The organism is Streptomyces sp. JH002 (assembly GCF_050916115.1).
GTDB classification, from domain to species: Bacteria; Actinomycetota; Actinomycetes; order Streptomycetales; family Streptomycetaceae; genus Streptomyces; species Streptomyces xiamenensis.
This window is the reverse complement of record NZ_CP087989.1, coordinates 1,389,395-1,405,452: the sequence shown is the minus strand read 5'-3', so window position 1 is coordinate 1,405,452 and position 16,058 is coordinate 1,389,395. Positions and strand designations below refer to the sequence as shown.

The window sequence follows — 16,058 nt, the reverse complement described above, 5'->3', positions numbered from 1 at the left end:
CCACCGCCGTGCGGCTGGCCCTGCTGGCGGTGCCGCTGGTCTTCTTCGCGCTGTTCTTCGCCTACCCGGTCGCCGCCATCATCGGCCGCGGACTGCGCGACGGCGGGGCCTGGCAACTGGGTCCGGCCGCCGAGGTGCTCTCGGACCCCGGTATCCGCAAGGTGCTGTGGTTCACGCTGTGGCAGGCCACCGCCTCCACCGCCCTCACCCTCGCCCTGGCGCTGCCCGGCGCGTATGTCTTCGCCCGGCTCGACTTTCCCGGCAAACGGCTGCTGCACGCCGCCGTCACCGTGCCCTTCGTGCTGCCCACCGTGGTGGCCGGCGCCGCCTTCCTGGCGCTGCTGGGCCGGGGCGGGTTGCTGGAGGACCTGTGGGGGATACGCCTGGACACCACCGTGTGGGCGATCCTGCTGGCTCACGTGTTCTTCAACTACGCGGTGGTCGTCCGCACCGTGGGCGGGCTGTGGGCACAGCTCGACCCCCGCCAGGAGGAGGCCGCCCGCGTCCTGGGGGCGAATCCGGCGGCGGCCTGGCGGCGGGTCACCCTCCCGGCACTGGCCCCGGCCGTGGCCTCCGCCGCGCTGATGGTCTTTCTCTTCACCTTCACCTCCTTCGGCGTCGTGCAGATCCTCGGCGGGCCCCGCTACGCCACGCTGGAGGTGGAGATCTACCGGCAGACCGCGCAACTGCTCGACCTGCCGACCGCGGCCGTGCTCACGCTGCTCCAGTTCGCGGCGGTCGGCGCGCTGCTGCTCCTGCACGCGCGCACCGTACGCCGCGCCGAGACCTCACTGCGGCTGGTGGACGCGGGTTCCGCGGCACACCGTCCGCGCGGCGCCGGCCAGTGGTCGCTGCTGGCCGGGGTCCTGCTCTCCATCGTGCTGCTGCTCCTGCTGCCGCTCGCGGTGCTGGTCGAACGGTCCCTGTCCGGTCCCGACGGCTACGGCTTCGCTTATTACCGGGCGCTGACCAACACGGACAGCGGCACCTTCGTGGTGGCACCGTGGGAGGCCATCGGGCACTCCCTGGCGTACGGAGCGGTGGCCACGCTGATCGCCCTGACCGTGGGCGGGCTGGCCGCCGCCGCGCTCACCCGGCGGGCCGGCCGCTTCACCCGGGGCTTCGACGCCTTGCTGATGCTGCCGCTGGGCACCTCGGCGGTCACCGTGGGCTTCGGTTTCCTGATCGCGCTCGACGAACCGCCCCTGGACCTGCGGTCCTCGTGGATCCTCGTGCCGCTCGCCCAGGCACTGGTCGGGGTCCCGTTCGTCGTGCGGGTGCTGCTGCCCGTCCTGCGCGCGGTCGATGACCGGCTGCGGGAGGCGGCGGCGGTCCTGGGCGCCTCCCCGCTGCGGGTGTGGCGGGAGGTCGACCTGCCGCTGGTGCGGCGGGCGGCGCTGGTCGCGGCGGGGTTCGCGTTCGCCGTGTCCCTGGGCGAGTTCGGCGCCACGGTCTTCATCGCCCGGGCCGACACCCCCACGCTGCCGGTCGCGGTGGCCCGGCTGCTGGGGCGCGCCGGGGAACTCAACTACGGGCAGGCGATGGCCCTGTCCACCATTCTCATGCTGGTGTGCGCCGCCACGCTGCTGGTTCTGGAGCGGCTGCGCCCGGGCCGTACGGGGGAGCTGTGAAGGAAGACAACCCGATGCCTCTGCTGAGCCTGGACGGGCTGACGGTACGGTTCGGCGCGCACACCGCGCTGGACGCCGTCGACCTCGCTGTCGCCGAACGCGAGATCGTGAGCGTGCTGGGCCCCAGCGGCAGCGGCAAGTCCACGCTGCTGCGCGCGGTGGCCGGGCTGCGGCCCGCCGACGCCGGTACGGTCACGCTCGGTGGGCAGGACCAGTCGGCGGTGCCCACCCACCGCCGCGGCCTGGGGCTGATGTTCCAGGACCATCAGCTGTTCCCGCAGCGGGACGTGGGCGGCAACATCGCGTTCGGCCTGCGGATGCGCGGCGTATCGCGCCAGGCGGCGGAGCGCCGGGTGGCGGAACTCCTCGACCTGGTCGGACTGCCGGACGCCGCCGGTCGGTCGGTGGGTGCGCTGTCCGGGGGAGAGCAGCAGCGGGTGGCGCTGGCCCGCGCGCTGGCGCCGAGCCCCCGGCTGCTGATGCTGGACGAACCGCTCGGTCAGCTGGACCGGGGTCTGCGGGAGCGCCTGGTGGTGGAGTTGCGGCAGTTGTTCCGGCAACTGGGCACCACGGTGCTGGCGGTCACCCACGATCAGGGGGAGGCGTTCGCGCTCGCGGACCGGGTGGTGGTGATGCGGGCCGGCCGGATCGCCCAGAGCGGCAGCCCGGCCGAGGTGTGGCAGCGTCCGGCCTCGGAGTTCGTCGCGCGGTTCCTCGGCTTCCGCAATGTGACGGAGGCGACCGTACGGGGCGGGACGGCGCACACCCCGTGGGGTGAGGTGCCGGTGCCCGCCGGGACCCCCGAGGGCGTGGGGCAACTGCTCATCCGCCCCTCCGGTGTGGGGCTGACGGGTGAGGGCCGCGGTCCGCGCTGCACGGTCGCCGCGCGCACGTTCCGCGGCGAGCGGGTCGTGCTGCTCCTGGATCCCGAGCGCGGGCCGCGACTGGAGGCCTCCGTACCGCTGCGGCTGGCGCCGGCGGAGGGTGAGCGGGTGACGCTCGTCTTCGATCCGCGCGAGGTGGTGCCGCTGGCCGGTGCCGAACCCGGTGACGGGTGAAAGTTTCTGTCTGTACGTCGGCCGGGCGGCGAAGTAAATTGTCGGAGTCCGGTCAACCACCCCTGGAGGGGCCGTATGAGACGGATCGTCGCCACCTGGCTCGTCGCGCTGAGTCTGCTGCTGGGCAGTGTCGCGCTGGCCGGCCCCGCCCGTGCCGAGCAGGACATCCCCGAACAGTGGCGCAGCTACTGGGTCGACGCCTTCAACGACGGCATCTACACCCCTGATCAGGTCAGCGCCCTGATCGAGGACGCCCTCGCCGTCAACGCCAACGTGCTCATCGTCCAGACCGCCCGCCGCTACGACTGCTTCTGCAACCGGGCGCTGTACCCGCGCACCGACGCCGCGATCGACCCGGCCCCGTACGACCCGCTGGACGAGGTCATCGCCCAGGCGCACGCGGCAGGGCTCCAGGTGCACGCCTGGGTCAACGTCAACACGTTGTGGAACAGTGCCACCCCGCCCCGCGCGGCCGACCATGTCTTCAACCGGCACGGGCCCACCGCACAGGGCCGTGACCGCTGGCTGAACAAGAAGGCGGACGGCACCGAACTCCAGGGCGTCAACGCCTACATCGACCCGGGGCACCCGGACGCCGCCGCGTACATCGTGGACGCCATCCGTTCCCTCGTCCGCCAGTACGACGTGGACGGCATCAACCTCGACTACATCCGCTACCCCGACGGCAGCTCCACCACCACCCACAGCGACTGGGGGTACAACGAGGTCGCGCTGGAACGCTTCCGCCAGGCCACCGGGCACACCGGCATCCCCGCGCCCGACGACGCGCGGTGGAGCGAGTGGCGCCGGGACCAGATCACCTCCCTGGTGCGGCGGATCTACCTCGGCATGTGGGAGGAGGATCCGGCCGCGCGGCTGTCCGTCAACGCCATCACGTACGGCTTCGGCCCCCGGTCGGTGGGCGGCTGGGAGGCGACGCGCACCTACGCGGAGGTACTCCAGGACTGGTCGGGCTGGCTGGCGGAGGGCATCACCGACACCGTGGTCACCATGAACTACAAGCGGGACTGGAACCCCGATCAGGCGCGGATGTACAGCGAGTGGACGGAGTTCCTGGCCGACTCGCAGGCCGGGCGGCAAGGGGTGACCGGGCCCGCGCTCTACCTCAACCCGGTCGAGGGCAGCCTGGCGCAGGTGCGCGAGGCGCTCACGCCGACCGCCTCCGGCAATGTGGCGGCCGGCTGGAGCGGCTACTCCTACGCCTCGCCGAGCATGGACGTGGCGGCCGACGGAGCGGTGGCGGAACGGGAACGGCTCACCGCCGCGCTCACCACCGGCCCCGACGCCCCCTTCGCCGACCCGGCCGCCGTGCCCGGCATGGGATGGAAGGAGGCGCCGCGGGAGGGACACGTGACGGGTCAGCTGGCGCTGCGTGACGGTACGCCGCTGGATCAGGCCCGGATCACGCTGCGGCCGCTCGGCGGCCGGGGCGGCGGGGGAGCGCCGCAGGCGGTCCGTACGGTGACGGACGGTTCCGGCTGGTTCGGCTTCGCGCACGCGGCCCCGGGACGCTATCTGCTGACGGTCGATCTGCCCTCGGGGGTGGTGGGAGCTCCGGTCTCCGCCGTCGAGGTGCGCGAGGGCCGCATCGCCCAGGCGCCGTTCGCCCCGTTCTGGCAGGTGCGCTGACCCTGACCTCCCGGTTGGCCGCGGCCCGCGCCGCGGCCGACCGGACAGGACCTATGCGCGGATCGGCAGCACCAGCGTCTGGAAGACCAGCCAGCTGAGCGGTGCGAACACCAGCAGCAGCGCCGCCAGTCGCAGCATCGCCGCGCGGCGGATCAGCGCCCGGGGTGCGCCGAGCCGCAGCAGTGAGGTGGTCGCCGCGGACCGCGCGGTGCGGGACTCGTGAACCGCCGCCGCGATCGTGCCCAGCGCGCACACCAGCACGATGCCGGTGCCCAGCGCGCTGAGCGGCCCGAACAGCCGCGGTCCGTCGAGATGCAGCGCCGCCAGTGCCGCCGCGAGTGCCACGCACAGGGCCCCCAGGGGATGCCCCAGTCGTTCCGCCTCGCTCTGCAGGATGCGCCCCGCCAGCAGTCGCAGCGCGCCCGGCCGGCCCACCGCCAGCATCCTGCCGCACAGATGGGTGAGGGAGGGTGCCGCCACGATGACGCCGGTGGCGATCAGCAGCCAGCCCGCGACCACGCCGGGCGTCAGCCCGCTGAGCGCGCCCGGCAGGGTCAGCGCCCCCTCCGCGTCGCTCGGCGGCCGCTCCGTGAAGCCGGCGTAGCCGCTGAAGGCGATCCCGGCCCCGGTCAGGGCCGCTCCCCAGGGCAGTCCGGTGGGCACCTGCACCGGCTCCTCGACCAGCCCCGTCGCCGTGGCGGAGGGAGCGGTGGGGGGCGCGGGCGGCGGGGGCAGTGGTGCGGAGTGCCGTACCGGCGCCGTCCTGCCGCGCAGCGCGAGCGCGCTGGCGACGGCTGCGGCAGCGGGGACGATCGTCAGCAGGGTCAGCGCGGCGGCCAGGGGCAGCGGCCGGTCGGCCGCGAGCAGACCCGCCGCCGCCCCGTCGAAGGGCAGCCCCGAGATGTCGCCGCGCAGATGCAGGAAGACCAGCAGGGCGAGCGCGCTGCCCAGCAGCGCGGCGACCGCTGTGGACACCGCCGCCAGCATCGGCAGCCGGGCCGGTCCCAGGCCCGCCGAGTCGAGTCCCGAACGCGGCCGTCCCGCCGGATCCGCGCGGGCCACGGCCACCGCCAGTTGGACCGTCGCGGCGATCGGCAGCACGCACCAGGCCAGTCGCAGCACCGCCTGGTCGCCGTCCCCCGGGTGGGCGCTGGCCCAGCCCAGGCCGCTGAGCAGTAGGAACCCGACCCCGCCGGCCGTCACCGCGAGGAGCAGCCGGCGGGCCAGGGCCAGCGGCCTCGAGCCGCGGGCTAGGCGGAGAGCGAGCATGCCGGCTCGGCCGTCGAGTCGGGCTGGCGGCCGTCGAGGAGGGTGAGGGTGCGGTCGGCGAGCGTGGCGACCTCCGGATCGTGGGTGGCGAGCACGACGGTGATGCCGTGGGACCGGCCGGCGCTGGTGAGGGTGCGCAGCGCCTGGGCTCGGTCGGCCTGGTGCAGCGGCGCGGTGGGCTCGTCCGCGAAGACCACGTCCGGGGTGTGGACCAGGGCCCGGGCGATGGCGATCCGCTGCCGCTGCGCCTGGAGCAGGGCGGCGGGGCGCTTGCGGGCGCAGTCGCGCACGTCCAGGCGTTCCAGCCAGTCCAGCGCGGCGCGTTTGGCGGCGCGGTGGCCGGTGCCGGTGAGCAGCAGCGGCAGGGCGGCGTTCTCCCAGGCGGTCAGCTCGGGAACCAGGTGCGGACGGTCGCCCACCCAGCCGAACTTGTCGCGGCGCAACCGCTCCCGGGAGGTGGGGGTGAGGGTGTGGACGGGCATGCCGCTGAACCAGACCTCGCCGCCGGCGGGCACCAGTTGCCCGGAGAGACAGCCCAGGAGCGTGGTCTTGCCGCAGCCCCGGGGGCCGGTGACGGCCACGATCTCGCCTTCCTGGATGCCCAGGGAGACCCCGAGCAGTGCCGGGGATCCGCCGTGGGAGTAGTGCAGGTCACGCGCCCACAGCACATCGTCGTCGGGTGGGGCCATCCTTGCCGGGACCTCCGCTCATGGGGTCTGATTCCCCCCGGCCGGGTGAACGAGTGGCCGGGGTTTCGGTGACAGGGGCTGCTGCCGCCGGAGCGGCGATGCTAACAACGCGGGGCGGCGAATCAGGACATAGCGGAGCGGGTCGGCGAGGCGCGCGGCCGGTCGTACGGATGGGGGTTCCAGCGCGGTCGCGCTGGGGGCCGGACGGGGGAAGTCGGATGCGGGTGACCGCAAAATCTCCCTCACTCATGCCATGTGTTCGTTGTTTTTCCCGATGGGAAGCGGTGTGGGGTGTTGATTTCTCGACTGCGGCAGTGTTGCCACAGGGGCCTGCGGGCATAGGGTGAGGTGTCCCGCCCTCCCCAGGACAGTGAGCAGGAGGCTGTTGTGACCACCGAACCGCGTCGGCTGCGCAACTACATCGGCGGTACGTACCGCGATGCCCACGACGGGCGCACCACCGAGGTGGTCGATCCCGTGACGGGCGCCCCGTACGCCCTGGCCCCGCTCTCCGGACAGGCCGATGTGGACGACGCCATGGCCGCCGCCGAGGCCGCGTTCCCCGCCTGGCGGGACGCCACCCCCGCCACCCGCCAGTTGGCGCTGCTGAAGATCGCCGACGCCTTCGAACGGCACGCGGACGAACTGCTGGCCATCGAGTGCGAGAACACCGGCAAACCGCTGGAGCTGACCCGGCAGGAGGAACTGCCGATGATGCTGGAGCAGATCCGCTTCTTCGCCGGTGCCGCGCGCATGCTGGAGGGCAAGTCCGCCGGCGAGTACATGGCCGGCATGACCTCCTTCGTACGCCGCGAACCCGTGGGCGTGTGCGCCCAGGTGGCGCCCTGGAACTACCCGATCATGATGGCGGTGTGGAAGTTCGCCCCGGCCCTGGCGGCGGGCAACACCGTGGTGCTCAAGCCCTCGGACACCACACCGGCCTCCACCGTCTACGCCGCCGGACTGATGGGGGAGATCCTGCCGCCCGGCGTGCTCAACGTGGTCTGCGGCGACCGCGACACCGGCCGGCTGATGGTGGATCACCCCACCCCCGCCATGGTGTCGATCACCGGCTCGGTACGGGCCGGCGGCGAGGTGGCGGCAGGGGCGGCCGCCGGACTCAAGCGGGTGCACCTGGAGCTGGGCGGCAAGGCGCCCTGTCTGGTCTTCGAGGACGCCGACCTCCGGGCGGCGGTGGAGGGCATCCGTGACGCCGGCTTCTTCAACGCCGGGCAGGACTGTACGGCCGCTACCCGGGTGCTGGTGCACGAGTCGCTGCACGACGACTTCGTCGCCGCGCTCACCAAGGCGACGCAGGAGGTCAAGACCGGCGACGTGACCGATCCCGACTGCTTCTACGGACCGCTCAACAGCGCCGCGCACCTGGCGAAGGTGGCCGGCTTCATCGAGCGGCTCCCCGACCACGCGCGGATCGAGACCGGCGGCAAGCAGGTCGGCGACCGCGGGTACTTCTACGCCCCGACCGTGATCAGCGGACTGCGCCAGGACGACGAGATCATCCAGCAGGAGGTCTTCGGCCCGGTCATCACCGTGCAGAAGTTCACCGACGAGGCCGAGGGCGTGCGGTGGGCCAACGACGTCGAGTACGGCCTGGCCTCCTCCGTGTGGACCAAGGACCACTCGCGGGCGATGCGGCTCTCCAAGGAGCTGGAGTTCGGCTGCGTGTGGATCAACACCCACATTCCGCTGGTCGGCGAGATGCCGCACGGTGGCTTCAAGAAGTCCGGCTACGGCAAGGACCTCTCCGCGTACGGCATGGAGGACTACACCCGCGTCAAGCACGTGATGACCGCGCTGTGAGGCGATGACCGCCGCCGGCCGCCGCGCACCCGATCATCGTGGTGCGCGGCGGCCGACGGCGTCCGCCCGGGCGGGCGGTCAGGAATGCCGCGCCAGGACGTCCCGCAGCCGCCTGGTCTCGGTCAGGAGACGGGTGGAGCCCGGCCGTGCGGCGTACTCGGTCAGGGCGGGAATCTCCTCGCCCGCCCCGGCCCAGGCGGCGCATTCGGTGCCCAGCGCCACCAGATCCGCCAGCCGGTGCGGCGGATCGGCCAGCGCGGACGGCAGCGCCGCCGCCACCGCGTCCCAGATTTCCCGGTAGGCACCGGATCCGGCCGCCTCCCGCAGGGCCGGCACCACCCTGCTGAGTTTGACCTCGCCCTGCCGGGCGCGGGCCGCCACTTCCGCGCCCAGCGTCGCGCCGTCCAGCCGCCGGCCTGCCGCCAGGGCCAGCAGTGCGTCCACCGCGACCGCACGGTCCTCGGCGCGGGTCGCGCTCAGGGTCAGGGTGATCGCGAGCAGCAGCACCGGGCCACCGGAGCCGGGCGTCTCCGCCAGCGCGGCGATCATGCCGGAACCCTCGTTCGACCTGTTGTCCACCAGGTCGGGCAGCGCGGACACCACGAACGCCGCCATCAGCTCCGGCTGAGCGGGCCACAGCGCGGGCCAGCAACTGGCCAGTTGCGCCCTCGGATACAGGGGGCGCCGGACATCGGGCGGGGTGGTGAGCCACGACAACAGGGCGTCGTTCCCCGCCGCCGGGACGCCGGGGCGCGCGGGCACCGCGGCGGGCCGCAGCCCGATGGCGTGCAGACCTCGCGGCCGTTGCACCGTCGCCCGCGCGGCGCCGAAGCTCAGCCAGTCCGCCAGCCGGTCCCCTGCCGGGCTGCCGATGGCGTTCGCGCGCTCCGCGAGCCGCGGCTCCGGATCCGGTGCGAGCCGCAGCAGCGCCAGCTGGAGGTCGTACTCCCAGGGCGTCCACCCCGCACGCGCCGCCCGTTCCAGGCGCTCCGTCAGCTGTGCCGCCGCCAGCGTTCCGTCGGGCTCCGTGGGCGTGGCCACCAGCATCGGCACCGGCGCGTGCGCCAGGCCGAAGGCGATCTCCCGCAGCCGGTGGAGCAGCACCCGCAGCGGCCCCGGGCAGCGCTCGGTGTTGGTGCGCCACTGATATAGCCGGGTACCGAAGAAGGGGTCCGGGTCGGGGGCCTCGTCCGCCGCGGCGGTCCCGTAGAACCGCCGGAGCCCGCTGTCCCGCCGCCGCACCTCCCCGGTCGCCGCGCCCAGCAGATCACACAGCTCGCCGAGCGGATCGGTGTACGACCGCAGATACGACTCGCTCTCCCCGGGACCGATGCCGTGCCGGTCGAGCACCGGTGTCAGCGCGGCGATCAGCCCCGGCCGGTCCTCGTGCGCGGCGGACACCACGGCCGCCAGCACCCGCTCCAGCGCCGGCGGATCCACCTCGGCGCGGTGCGAGAACCGTACGCCGTCGGTCATCACCGACAGCAACTGCGCCGTCTCCTCGGCCAGCTCCGCGAGCGAGCCGATCGGTGCGCGCGAGGTCCGCGCCGGTGGCGCGGGCGGGGGCGGCGGCGGTGCGCCGTCCGGCGCGCTGACCTCGATGCCCAGCGCCGGACCGAGCACCGTGCGCAGATCCGCCGGCAGGGACTCCGCCCGCACCGACAGTTCCTCGGCGGCGGCCGGGGTCAGCACCCCTGCGTGCCGCACCACCAGCCGGGTGGCCCGCTGCGCGACCTGCGTGGAGGAGTGGGCGAAGGCCGCGCCCGCCGCCGTCAGCAGGGCCGCCGCGTGCTCCGGATGCCGCGGAACGGCCTTGGCCAGCCAGGACAGCTGAGCGTCCGCCAGCTTCCGCTCGGGCCGGAACAGCACCACTTCGGTGACCTCGCACAGCTCACTCGCCGTGAACCGCTCGGCCTCCTCCAGCCGGCGCAGCTCCGCCTGCGCCAGCGCCGCGACCGCGGACGGCGCGTCGGACAGCAGCAGGGTCAGCTCCCGCACCCGTTCGGCGGCCTCCGCCGTCGTCACCTCCAGCAGCGTGTAGAGCCGCAGATGTCCACGCAGGTCCCCCGCCCGGCCGCCGCGCAGCAGCCGGCGCAGCACGCCGTCCAGCAGGACGGCGCGGGGCAGCGCGCCGCCGTCGCCGTCGGCGGCCGCCACCAGCCGCTGGGCGAACGGCCCGTTCTCCAGCAGCTCTCCCACCTCGTCCACCGCGAACAGCAGGGGGACCATCGCCTTCAGCAGCGGGTCCTTCCCCAGCCCCGCCGCCGCGGCGTCCCGGTTGTGGCTACGGTGCACCCACGAGCGCACCAGCTCGGCGCGCGGCGGCGGCGTCACGCCGGTCTCGGCCAGCAGATCGAGCACGGCCAGCCGGCAGTCCGGCCGGGTGGCGTCGTCGACCCGCGCCGCCAGCCGCTCGGTCAACTCCCGCAGCCACGGCGCCTCCCGTTCCCGCAGCAGCTCCAACTCCCCCGTGAAGCCCTCCCGGTAAGGACCCTGGAAGAACCGCCGGTCGGTCAGCCAGCGCGCCAGCTCCTCCGGGCCGCGCAGCACCCCGGCCCCGGCCAGCCGCAGCGCCGGGCCCCGGTCGTACACCAGCTGGCGGCGCCCCTGGGCCGCGCGCCGCTCCCGCGCCCCGCGGCCCCACAGCCACTGATCCGCCGCGTCGCGCTCCTGCTGCCACCGCAGGCGGTAGGCCCGCAGCGGCTTGACCATGGACCGCCGCTCCCGGTCGCCCAGCCCCGAGACCGCCGCCCCCACCGCCGCGTGGTCGGCGGCTTCCAGCGCCTTCTCCAGAAGGCCGAACGCGTCATCCGTCATGATCCCGTTCCTCCCCAGCCGCTCTCAGTCGTTCCCGCCACCGCGCCCGCGCCGCGCCCTCAGCTCCGCCGCCAGCGCGTGCTTGCACTTGCCCCGCGTCCCCCGGTACCGCGACCACCAGGGGCAGGTGCACCCCAGCGCCGCGCCCTGCGGGGACAACCGCACCCGGTGGACGTGGTCCGGCACGGCGATGGTGGCGGTGTCGCCGCCCTCCGCGAGCCGCACCACGTCGTCCGCCAGCAGCGCCCGCGCCCCGCGCAGCCGGGGGTTCAGCCGCTCCGCGCCCGCCGCGTCGTACGGCAGCTCGCGGTGGAAGTAGGCCGCCTCCGCCACGTCGTAGCCGACCCGGCCGGCCGTTCCCAGCTGTCCCAGCGCCGCCTTCACCCGGGGCAGCGGCAGCCCGGACAGCCGCGCCAGCTCCCCGGTGTCCACGGCGGGCTCGAAGTCCACCAGCGCGCCGATCAGCTCGGCGTCCGCCTCGACCTCGTCCGCCGCGAGCGCGTCGAGGACCGCGCCCTCCCCGCTGAAACCGCGCGTGACCTCGGGGGAGAGCGTCAGCACCAGCCGCATCCCGGGCAGCTCCAGCTCCCAGGCCGAGGCCACCGGGAGCGAACCCGCCCCCACCGTCGGGCCGTACACCCGCAGCGCACGCGCGAAGCGCAGCAGCGGCGCCAGCACCTCGAGGCGCCGCGCCCCGGCCAGCGCCACCGCGCCCGGCACCGGCCGCGCCGAGCGGCGCAGGGTCCGCCCGGCGGGCACCATCCACAGCACCTGCGTGCCGGCCGGCAAGGACCGCAGCAGCCGCACCGCCTCCGCCGCCGGCAGCTCGGCCCGCAGGTCGAACGGCGCGGACATCACCTGCAGTTCGGCGAACCCCCGCAGCCAGCGCTCCGGCAGGGGCACCTTCTTCTCGACCACCGCGCCGTCGGCCGTGGTCACCGTCAGCTCATCTGCGCCGACGGACAGCCGCAGCGGGTCCTCGCCGCGCACCCGGGCCAGTGCCTCGCGCAGCGGGTCGTTCACATCGACATTGGTGGTGCCGCGGTCCAGGACCTCGCCGTCCAGCCCGCCCGGCAGCACGTCCAGCCGGGCGTGCACTCCGCAGCACGCCGAGAACGACTCGAAGCGCAGCCGCTGCCCGTCGCAGGTCACCACAGGGTCGCGGAGCGCGTCCAGAGATGGCCGGAAGTAGCGGGTGCGTGCCACCGCGGCGACCGCCAGCAGGCCGCGTGCCGCCGCCTCCGGACGGGTCAGCGTTCCGCTGAAGAACCGCGGATGTGGCTGTGGCCCGCGCGAGGTCGTCCCGCCCGAGGTCGCCAGCCCGACCCGGCGGGCGGGGGCGTCGACGGCCGAGGGCCGCAGATACCGATAGGAATGAGTCATCGCCACCATGCCCCGAACCGTAGGGCCAGGCACTGACAATCCGGCCCGGGGCGAGGGTGGTTCGGCTCAGTGCCCGGACAACGGTCCGAGGACGCGGCGCAGTTCCGTGACGCGGTTGCTCGTGATGGCGTCCACGCCCATCGCCAGCAGGCGGCGCATGGCGCGCGGCGAGTCCACCGTCCAGGCCATCACCCGCAGCTCCCGCGCGTGGGCCCGCTCCACCAGCGCGTGGTCCAGCAGACCGAAGCGGTACGTCAGCCAGGCGGGGCGCAGGTCGCTCAGCACGGCGGGGCGGGGCGGGCCCGTGCGCTTCCAGGTGAGGCCGATCTCCGCCCCCTCGTCCGCCGCTCGCACCGCCTTGAGCGCGGCCGGATCGCCGCAGTAGCTCACCCGCTCGCCCGCGCCGGCCTCCCGTACCGCCGCCACCGCCGCGCGGGCCGGCGCCGCGTCGCGCATCGGCAGATCGATCAGGGTGCGCACCGGCGCCGTGACCGCCAGGACCTCGGCGAGCGTCGGGACACCGCCCGCGGTCCGTTCCCGTACCTGCTGGGCCGTCAGCTCCGCGACGGGGCGGTCGTGGCCCCACAGCCGGTCCAGGGTCGCATCGTGCAGCACCACCGGCACGCCGTCGCGCGTCAGTCTGACGTCCAGTTCCACCATGTCCGCGCCCGCGGCGATCGCGGACCGGAAGGAGGCGACGGTGTTCTCCCGGGCGCGGTACGGGTCGCCCCGGTGGGCCACCGCGAGAACCGTGCTCATGCGGGCCACGCCGCCAGATGCGCGTCGATCTCCGCCGCCAGGGCGGCCTTTCCGGCCGGGTCGAGGAAGGAGGCGGTCACCGCGTTCTTCGCCAGCGCCGCCACCCCCGCCGCGTCCAGGCCGAGCAGCCGCGCGGCGATCGCGTACTCCGTGTTCAGGTCGGTGCCGAACATCGGCGGGTCGTCGGAGTTGATGGTCACCGTGACCCCGGCGTCGATCAGCTGCGGAAGGGGGTGCTCCGCCATGGAGGACACCGAGCGGGTGGCGACCTCGGAGGTGGGGCAGATCTCCAGCGGGATGCCGCGCTCCGCGAGGTGCGCCAGCAGAGCGAGGTCGTGGACGGCGTTGTTCCCGTGCCCGATGCGCTCCGCGCGCAGCTCGGTCAGGGCGTCCCAGACGGTCTGCGGCCCGGTGCTCTCCCCGGCGTGCGGGACGCTGTGCAGCCCGGTGGCGATGGCGCGGTCGAAGGCCGGCTTGAACAGTCCGCGCGGCCAGCCCTTCTCCGGACCGCCCAGGCCGAAGGAGACCAGGCCGTCCGGCGGGAGTTCGGTCGCCAGCCGGGCGGTCTCCTCGGCGGCGGGCAGGCCCAGTTCGCCGGGGATGTCGAAGCACCAGCGCAGCACGACACCCAGGTCGCGCTCGGCGGCGACGCGGGCGTCCTCGATGGCCTCCATGTACGCGGGGGCGGGGATGTCGCGGATGACGGAGGAGTAGGGGGTGAGCGTCAGCTCGGCGTAGCGGATCTGCTGGGCGGCCATGTCCCGGGCGACCTCGTAGGTCAGCAGCCGGATGTCCTCGGCGTCCCGGATCAGGTCGACGACCGAGATGTACACCTCGATGAAGTGCGCGAAGTCCCGGAAGGTGAAGTACTCGGCGAGGAGCTCCGGATCCTTGGGGACCGAGGTATCGGGATGCCGGGCCGCCAGCTCCGCGACGATACGCGGAGAGGCTGAGCCCACATGGTGAACATGCAGCTCAGCCTTGGGAAGCCGGGCGATGAAAGCGGTCAGGTCGGACAAGGGGGCCTCCGGTGCGGGCTGGTGGGGCCCGTTCATGGTAGGCAGGGGCCTCGCCGGGTGCGGCGGCCCATAGGGTATGGGGACTCAGGGGAGGAAGTGTGACCACGATGGAGGAGCCCGACCCGTTCCGGGTACCGGAGGAGAGCGGGCCCACGGGGCGGGGAACGGGCTGGGAGCCACCGGGCGGCGCGGCGACGGTTTCCCCGCCCGGGGCCGTGCCCGCGGCGCCGCCGCAGCCACCCGCGGCGGGCGTCGTACCGGCCCCCGTACCCGTACCGGCCCCCGCTCCGGTGCCGGGCCCCGGGCCCGCCACCGGCGCTGTGCCCCTGCCGCGGCAGGGGCTGTACGGGCCGCCGTCGTACGCCGTGAACGCGCCGTACGGGGCGCCCTACGCCATGATGCCGCCGGGCCCGCCGCGCAACGGCCTGGGTACCGCGTCGCTGGTCCTCGGGGTGATCGCCGCCGCCGTCTGCTGGACGTTCTACCTCAGCCCGCTGGCCGTGATCCTGGGCGTCCTCGCCCTGGTGCTGGGCGTGCTGGGTGCCGCCCGCGCACGCGGCGGCGGCGCCACCAACCGCGGCGCGGCGCTCGGCGGCCTGTGGACGGGAGCGGGCGCGTCGGCCATCGGTGCCGTGCTGTCCGCGCTGCTGGTCGGTCATCTGCTCCAGGTGATCGAGGTGGAGTCGGAGGCCGGCTCCGAACTGCTGGCCGGGGCCGGTGTGACGGTCCGGTTCGCGGACGGCCTGACCGTGACCATGCCCGAGCCGCAGCTCTCCGCCAGCGGGGCGATCGCCACCGTCGAGGTGCGGCTGCGCAACGAGGGCAGCGACGCCGCGGGCCTGGGCGGCGCCGAACTGTACGTCCTGGTCGGTGAACGTGAACTGCCCGGCCGTGACGTACGGCTGGAGACACCGCTCCCCGGCAGTCTGGATCCTGGCCAGAGCTGGACCGCCCGGTACACCGTCACCGTGCCCTCCGGCGCCGGCGAGTTCGGGGTGGACTACGCCCCGGGCCGGGACTACGCGTTCGGCTACTGGCGGCTGCCGCTGCCCGGCGGCGACGGCGAGGAGAGCGGCGACGGCGAGCGGGAACGGGAGCGGGAACGGGACCGCGACAACGAGGACACCGCCGACGTCTGACCGCCCCTCACCCCGCCCTCGCTCACGCCGCGTACCGAACTCTTCGGGCGATGTGACGCACAGCACGCGAAAACCCGGCGAAACGGTGTAAGGATCCACTCGCCCGCCACTCTCACCCGGTGATCCGCACGGCCCCCGCCCGGGGGCCCCGGAGCATCAGGAAGGAGAGCACGGTGAGCGGCACAGTCAGGGTGAGGTCCGCGATGCGCTGGCTGGCATCGGCGGCACCCGATCCGGAGACCTGCCGGTGGGAATGGGAGCGCCACCCCCTGGGGGTGATGCTGCTCCCGGCCGGCCGGTTATGGGATCTGCTGGTCCTCGACGGCGGGCTGGGGCACCCCACGCTGGAGGTGCTCACCGGGCTGCTGGGCCGCCCAGGCCCGGTGCTCGCGGACTACGGGGACGCCAGGATCGGCTTCTTCGTGCCGCCGGGCACCGCCGACCGCTGGCTGGGCACCGGGGTACGGGCCGCGGGGCGCGGCAGCTGGGTCGCCGTCCCGCACCCGGGCCGGACCGGTCACGGGGTGCGCTGGCTGGTGCTGCCGGACGGATCGGGGACGCTGAACGACCCGGTGGTCCTGGAACTGGCGATGCACGAGGCGGCGGCTCTCAGGGCGCGCCGCCCGGCGGGGAACGATTGACCGGCCGCACGCCCCGGGGGGTGTGGGGCGGGCGGAACCGGTCCCAAGAAGGCGGGAGTCGATGGCTCGCCACCGCTGTGAACGGTACGACAGCGGCGGCGGCCACACGCCCCGGGCCGCCGGATCCGCATCACATCCACCCAGCTTCTTCATCACGCGAAGCCGGGCCGCACACCCCCCGC

General features: G+C 74.3%; 12 protein-coding genes. 6 read left to right on the top strand and 6 right to left on the bottom strand.

What is annotated here, in order from left to right:
• The first annotated feature begins 8 nt into the window (after window positions 1-8).
• The 3 genes from H7827_RS05865 (at window position 9) to H7827_RS05855 (ending at window position 4,339) form a co-directional block, all read left to right on the top strand.
• Window positions 9-1,631, top strand: coding sequence for an ABC transporter permease (locus tag H7827_RS05865; protein WP_432747942.1), 1,623 nt, complete (start codon window positions 9-11; stop codon window positions 1,629-1,631).
• 14 nt (window positions 1,632-1,645) lie between these two features.
• Window positions 1,646-2,689: an ABC transporter ATP-binding protein gene (locus H7827_RS05860; protein ID WP_432743204.1), complete on the top strand. Its 1,044-nt coding sequence runs from the start codon at window positions 1,646-1,648 to the stop codon at window positions 2,687-2,689.
• 75 nt (window positions 2,690-2,764) lie between these two features.
• Window positions 2,765-4,339: a family 10 glycosylhydrolase gene (locus H7827_RS05855; protein ID WP_432743202.1), complete on the top strand. Its 1,575-nt coding sequence runs from the start codon at window positions 2,765-2,767 to the stop codon at window positions 4,337-4,339.
• Window positions 4,340-4,390: 51 nt separating this feature from the next.
• On the opposite strand, the gene H7827_RS05850 is transcribed toward H7827_RS05855, so the two are convergent.
• Window positions 4,391-5,608 (bottom strand): hypothetical protein, encoded by a 1,218-nt coding sequence (locus H7827_RS05850; RefSeq protein WP_432743200.1) that lies wholly within the window; start codon window positions 5,606-5,608, stop codon window positions 4,391-4,393.
• Entirely contained in the window at window positions 5,590-6,297 is a 708-nt protein-coding gene (locus H7827_RS05845) for an ABC transporter ATP-binding protein (RefSeq protein ID WP_432743198.1), read from the bottom strand. The genes H7827_RS05850 and H7827_RS05845 overlap by 19 nt, the downstream gene beginning before the upstream one ends.
• A gap of 387 nt (window positions 6,298-6,684) precedes the next feature.
• Between H7827_RS05845 and H7827_RS05840 the strand changes: the two genes are divergently transcribed.
• Window positions 6,685-8,118, top strand: a complete 1,434-nt coding sequence (locus H7827_RS05840; RefSeq protein ID WP_432743196.1) for a gamma-aminobutyraldehyde dehydrogenase — start codon at window positions 6,685-6,687, stop codon at window positions 8,116-8,118.
• Window positions 8,119-8,196: 78 nt separating this feature from the next.
• Here the strand turns inward: H7827_RS05840 and H7827_RS05835 are convergent, their stop codons facing one another.
• Genes H7827_RS05835 through H7827_RS05820 form a run of 4 tightly spaced genes read right to left on the bottom strand, consistent with a single transcriptional unit; the run spans window position 8,197 to window position 14,096 of the window.
• Complete coding sequence (locus H7827_RS05835) at window positions 8,197-10,935, bottom strand: DUF6493 family protein (protein ID WP_432743194.1); 2,739 nt, start codon at window positions 10,933-10,935, stop codon at window positions 8,197-8,199.
• A gap of 24 nt (window positions 10,936-10,959) precedes the next feature.
• Window positions 10,960-12,327, bottom strand: coding sequence for an SWIM zinc finger family protein (locus tag H7827_RS05830; protein ID WP_432743192.1), 1,368 nt, complete (start codon window positions 12,325-12,327; stop codon window positions 10,960-10,962).
• 57 nt (window positions 12,328-12,384) lie between these two features.
• On the bottom strand, window positions 12,385-13,077 hold the full coding sequence (locus tag H7827_RS05825; protein ID WP_432743190.1) for a glycerophosphodiester phosphodiesterase: 693 nt from the start codon (window positions 13,075-13,077) through the stop codon (window positions 12,385-12,387).
• A complete protein-coding gene (locus H7827_RS05820; protein ID WP_432743188.1) occupies window positions 13,074-14,096 on the bottom strand; it encodes an adenosine deaminase in 1,023 nt (340 codons plus the stop codon). The genes H7827_RS05825 and H7827_RS05820 overlap by 4 nt, the downstream gene beginning before the upstream one ends.
• 98 nt (window positions 14,097-14,194) lie before the next feature.
• Between H7827_RS05820 and H7827_RS05815 the strand changes: the two genes are divergently transcribed.
• Together H7827_RS05815 and H7827_RS05810 are read left to right on the top strand one after the other, a co-directional pair.
• The gene (locus H7827_RS05815) at window positions 14,195-15,235 is read left to right on the top strand and encodes a hypothetical protein (protein ID WP_432743186.1); all 1,041 of its coding nucleotides are present in this window, start codon (window positions 14,195-14,197) and stop codon (window positions 15,233-15,235) included.
• A gap of 203 nt (window positions 15,236-15,438) precedes the next feature.
• Window positions 15,439-15,876, top strand: coding sequence for a hypothetical protein (locus tag H7827_RS05810; RefSeq protein WP_375879269.1), 438 nt, complete (start codon window positions 15,439-15,441; stop codon window positions 15,874-15,876).
• The last annotated feature ends 182 nt before the right edge of the window (window positions 15,877-16,058 follow it).

Bases quoted from the DNA above. Each gene is read 5' to 3' on its own strand.
- H7827_RS05835 (WP_432743194.1), bottom strand. From the start codon at position 10,935: ATGACGGATGACGCGTTCGGCCTTCTGGAGAAGGCGCTGGAAGCCGCC.
- H7827_RS05855 (WP_432743202.1), top strand. From the start codon at position 2,765: ATGAGACGGATCGTCGCCACCTGGCTCGTCGCGCTGAGTCTGCTGCTG.
- H7827_RS05845 (WP_432743198.1), bottom strand. From the start codon at position 6,297: ATGGCCCCACCCGACGACGATGTGCTGTGGGCGCGTGACCTGCACTAC.
- H7827_RS05810 (WP_375879269.1), top strand. From the start codon at position 15,439: ATGCGCTGGCTGGCATCGGCGGCACCCGATCCGGAGACCTGCCGGTGG.
- H7827_RS05830 (WP_432743192.1), bottom strand. From the start codon at position 12,327: ATGGTGGCGATGACTCATTCCTATCGGTATCTGCGGCCCTCGGCCGTC.
- H7827_RS05825 (WP_432743190.1), bottom strand. From the start codon at position 13,077: ATGAGCACGGTTCTCGCGGTGGCCCACCGGGGCGACCCGTACCGCGCC.
- H7827_RS05860 (WP_432743204.1), top strand. From the start codon at position 1,646: ATGCCTCTGCTGAGCCTGGACGGGCTGACGGTACGGTTCGGCGCGCAC.
- H7827_RS05850 (WP_432743200.1), bottom strand. From the start codon at position 5,608: ATGCTCGCTCTCCGCCTAGCCCGCGGCTCGAGGCCGCTGGCCCTGGCC.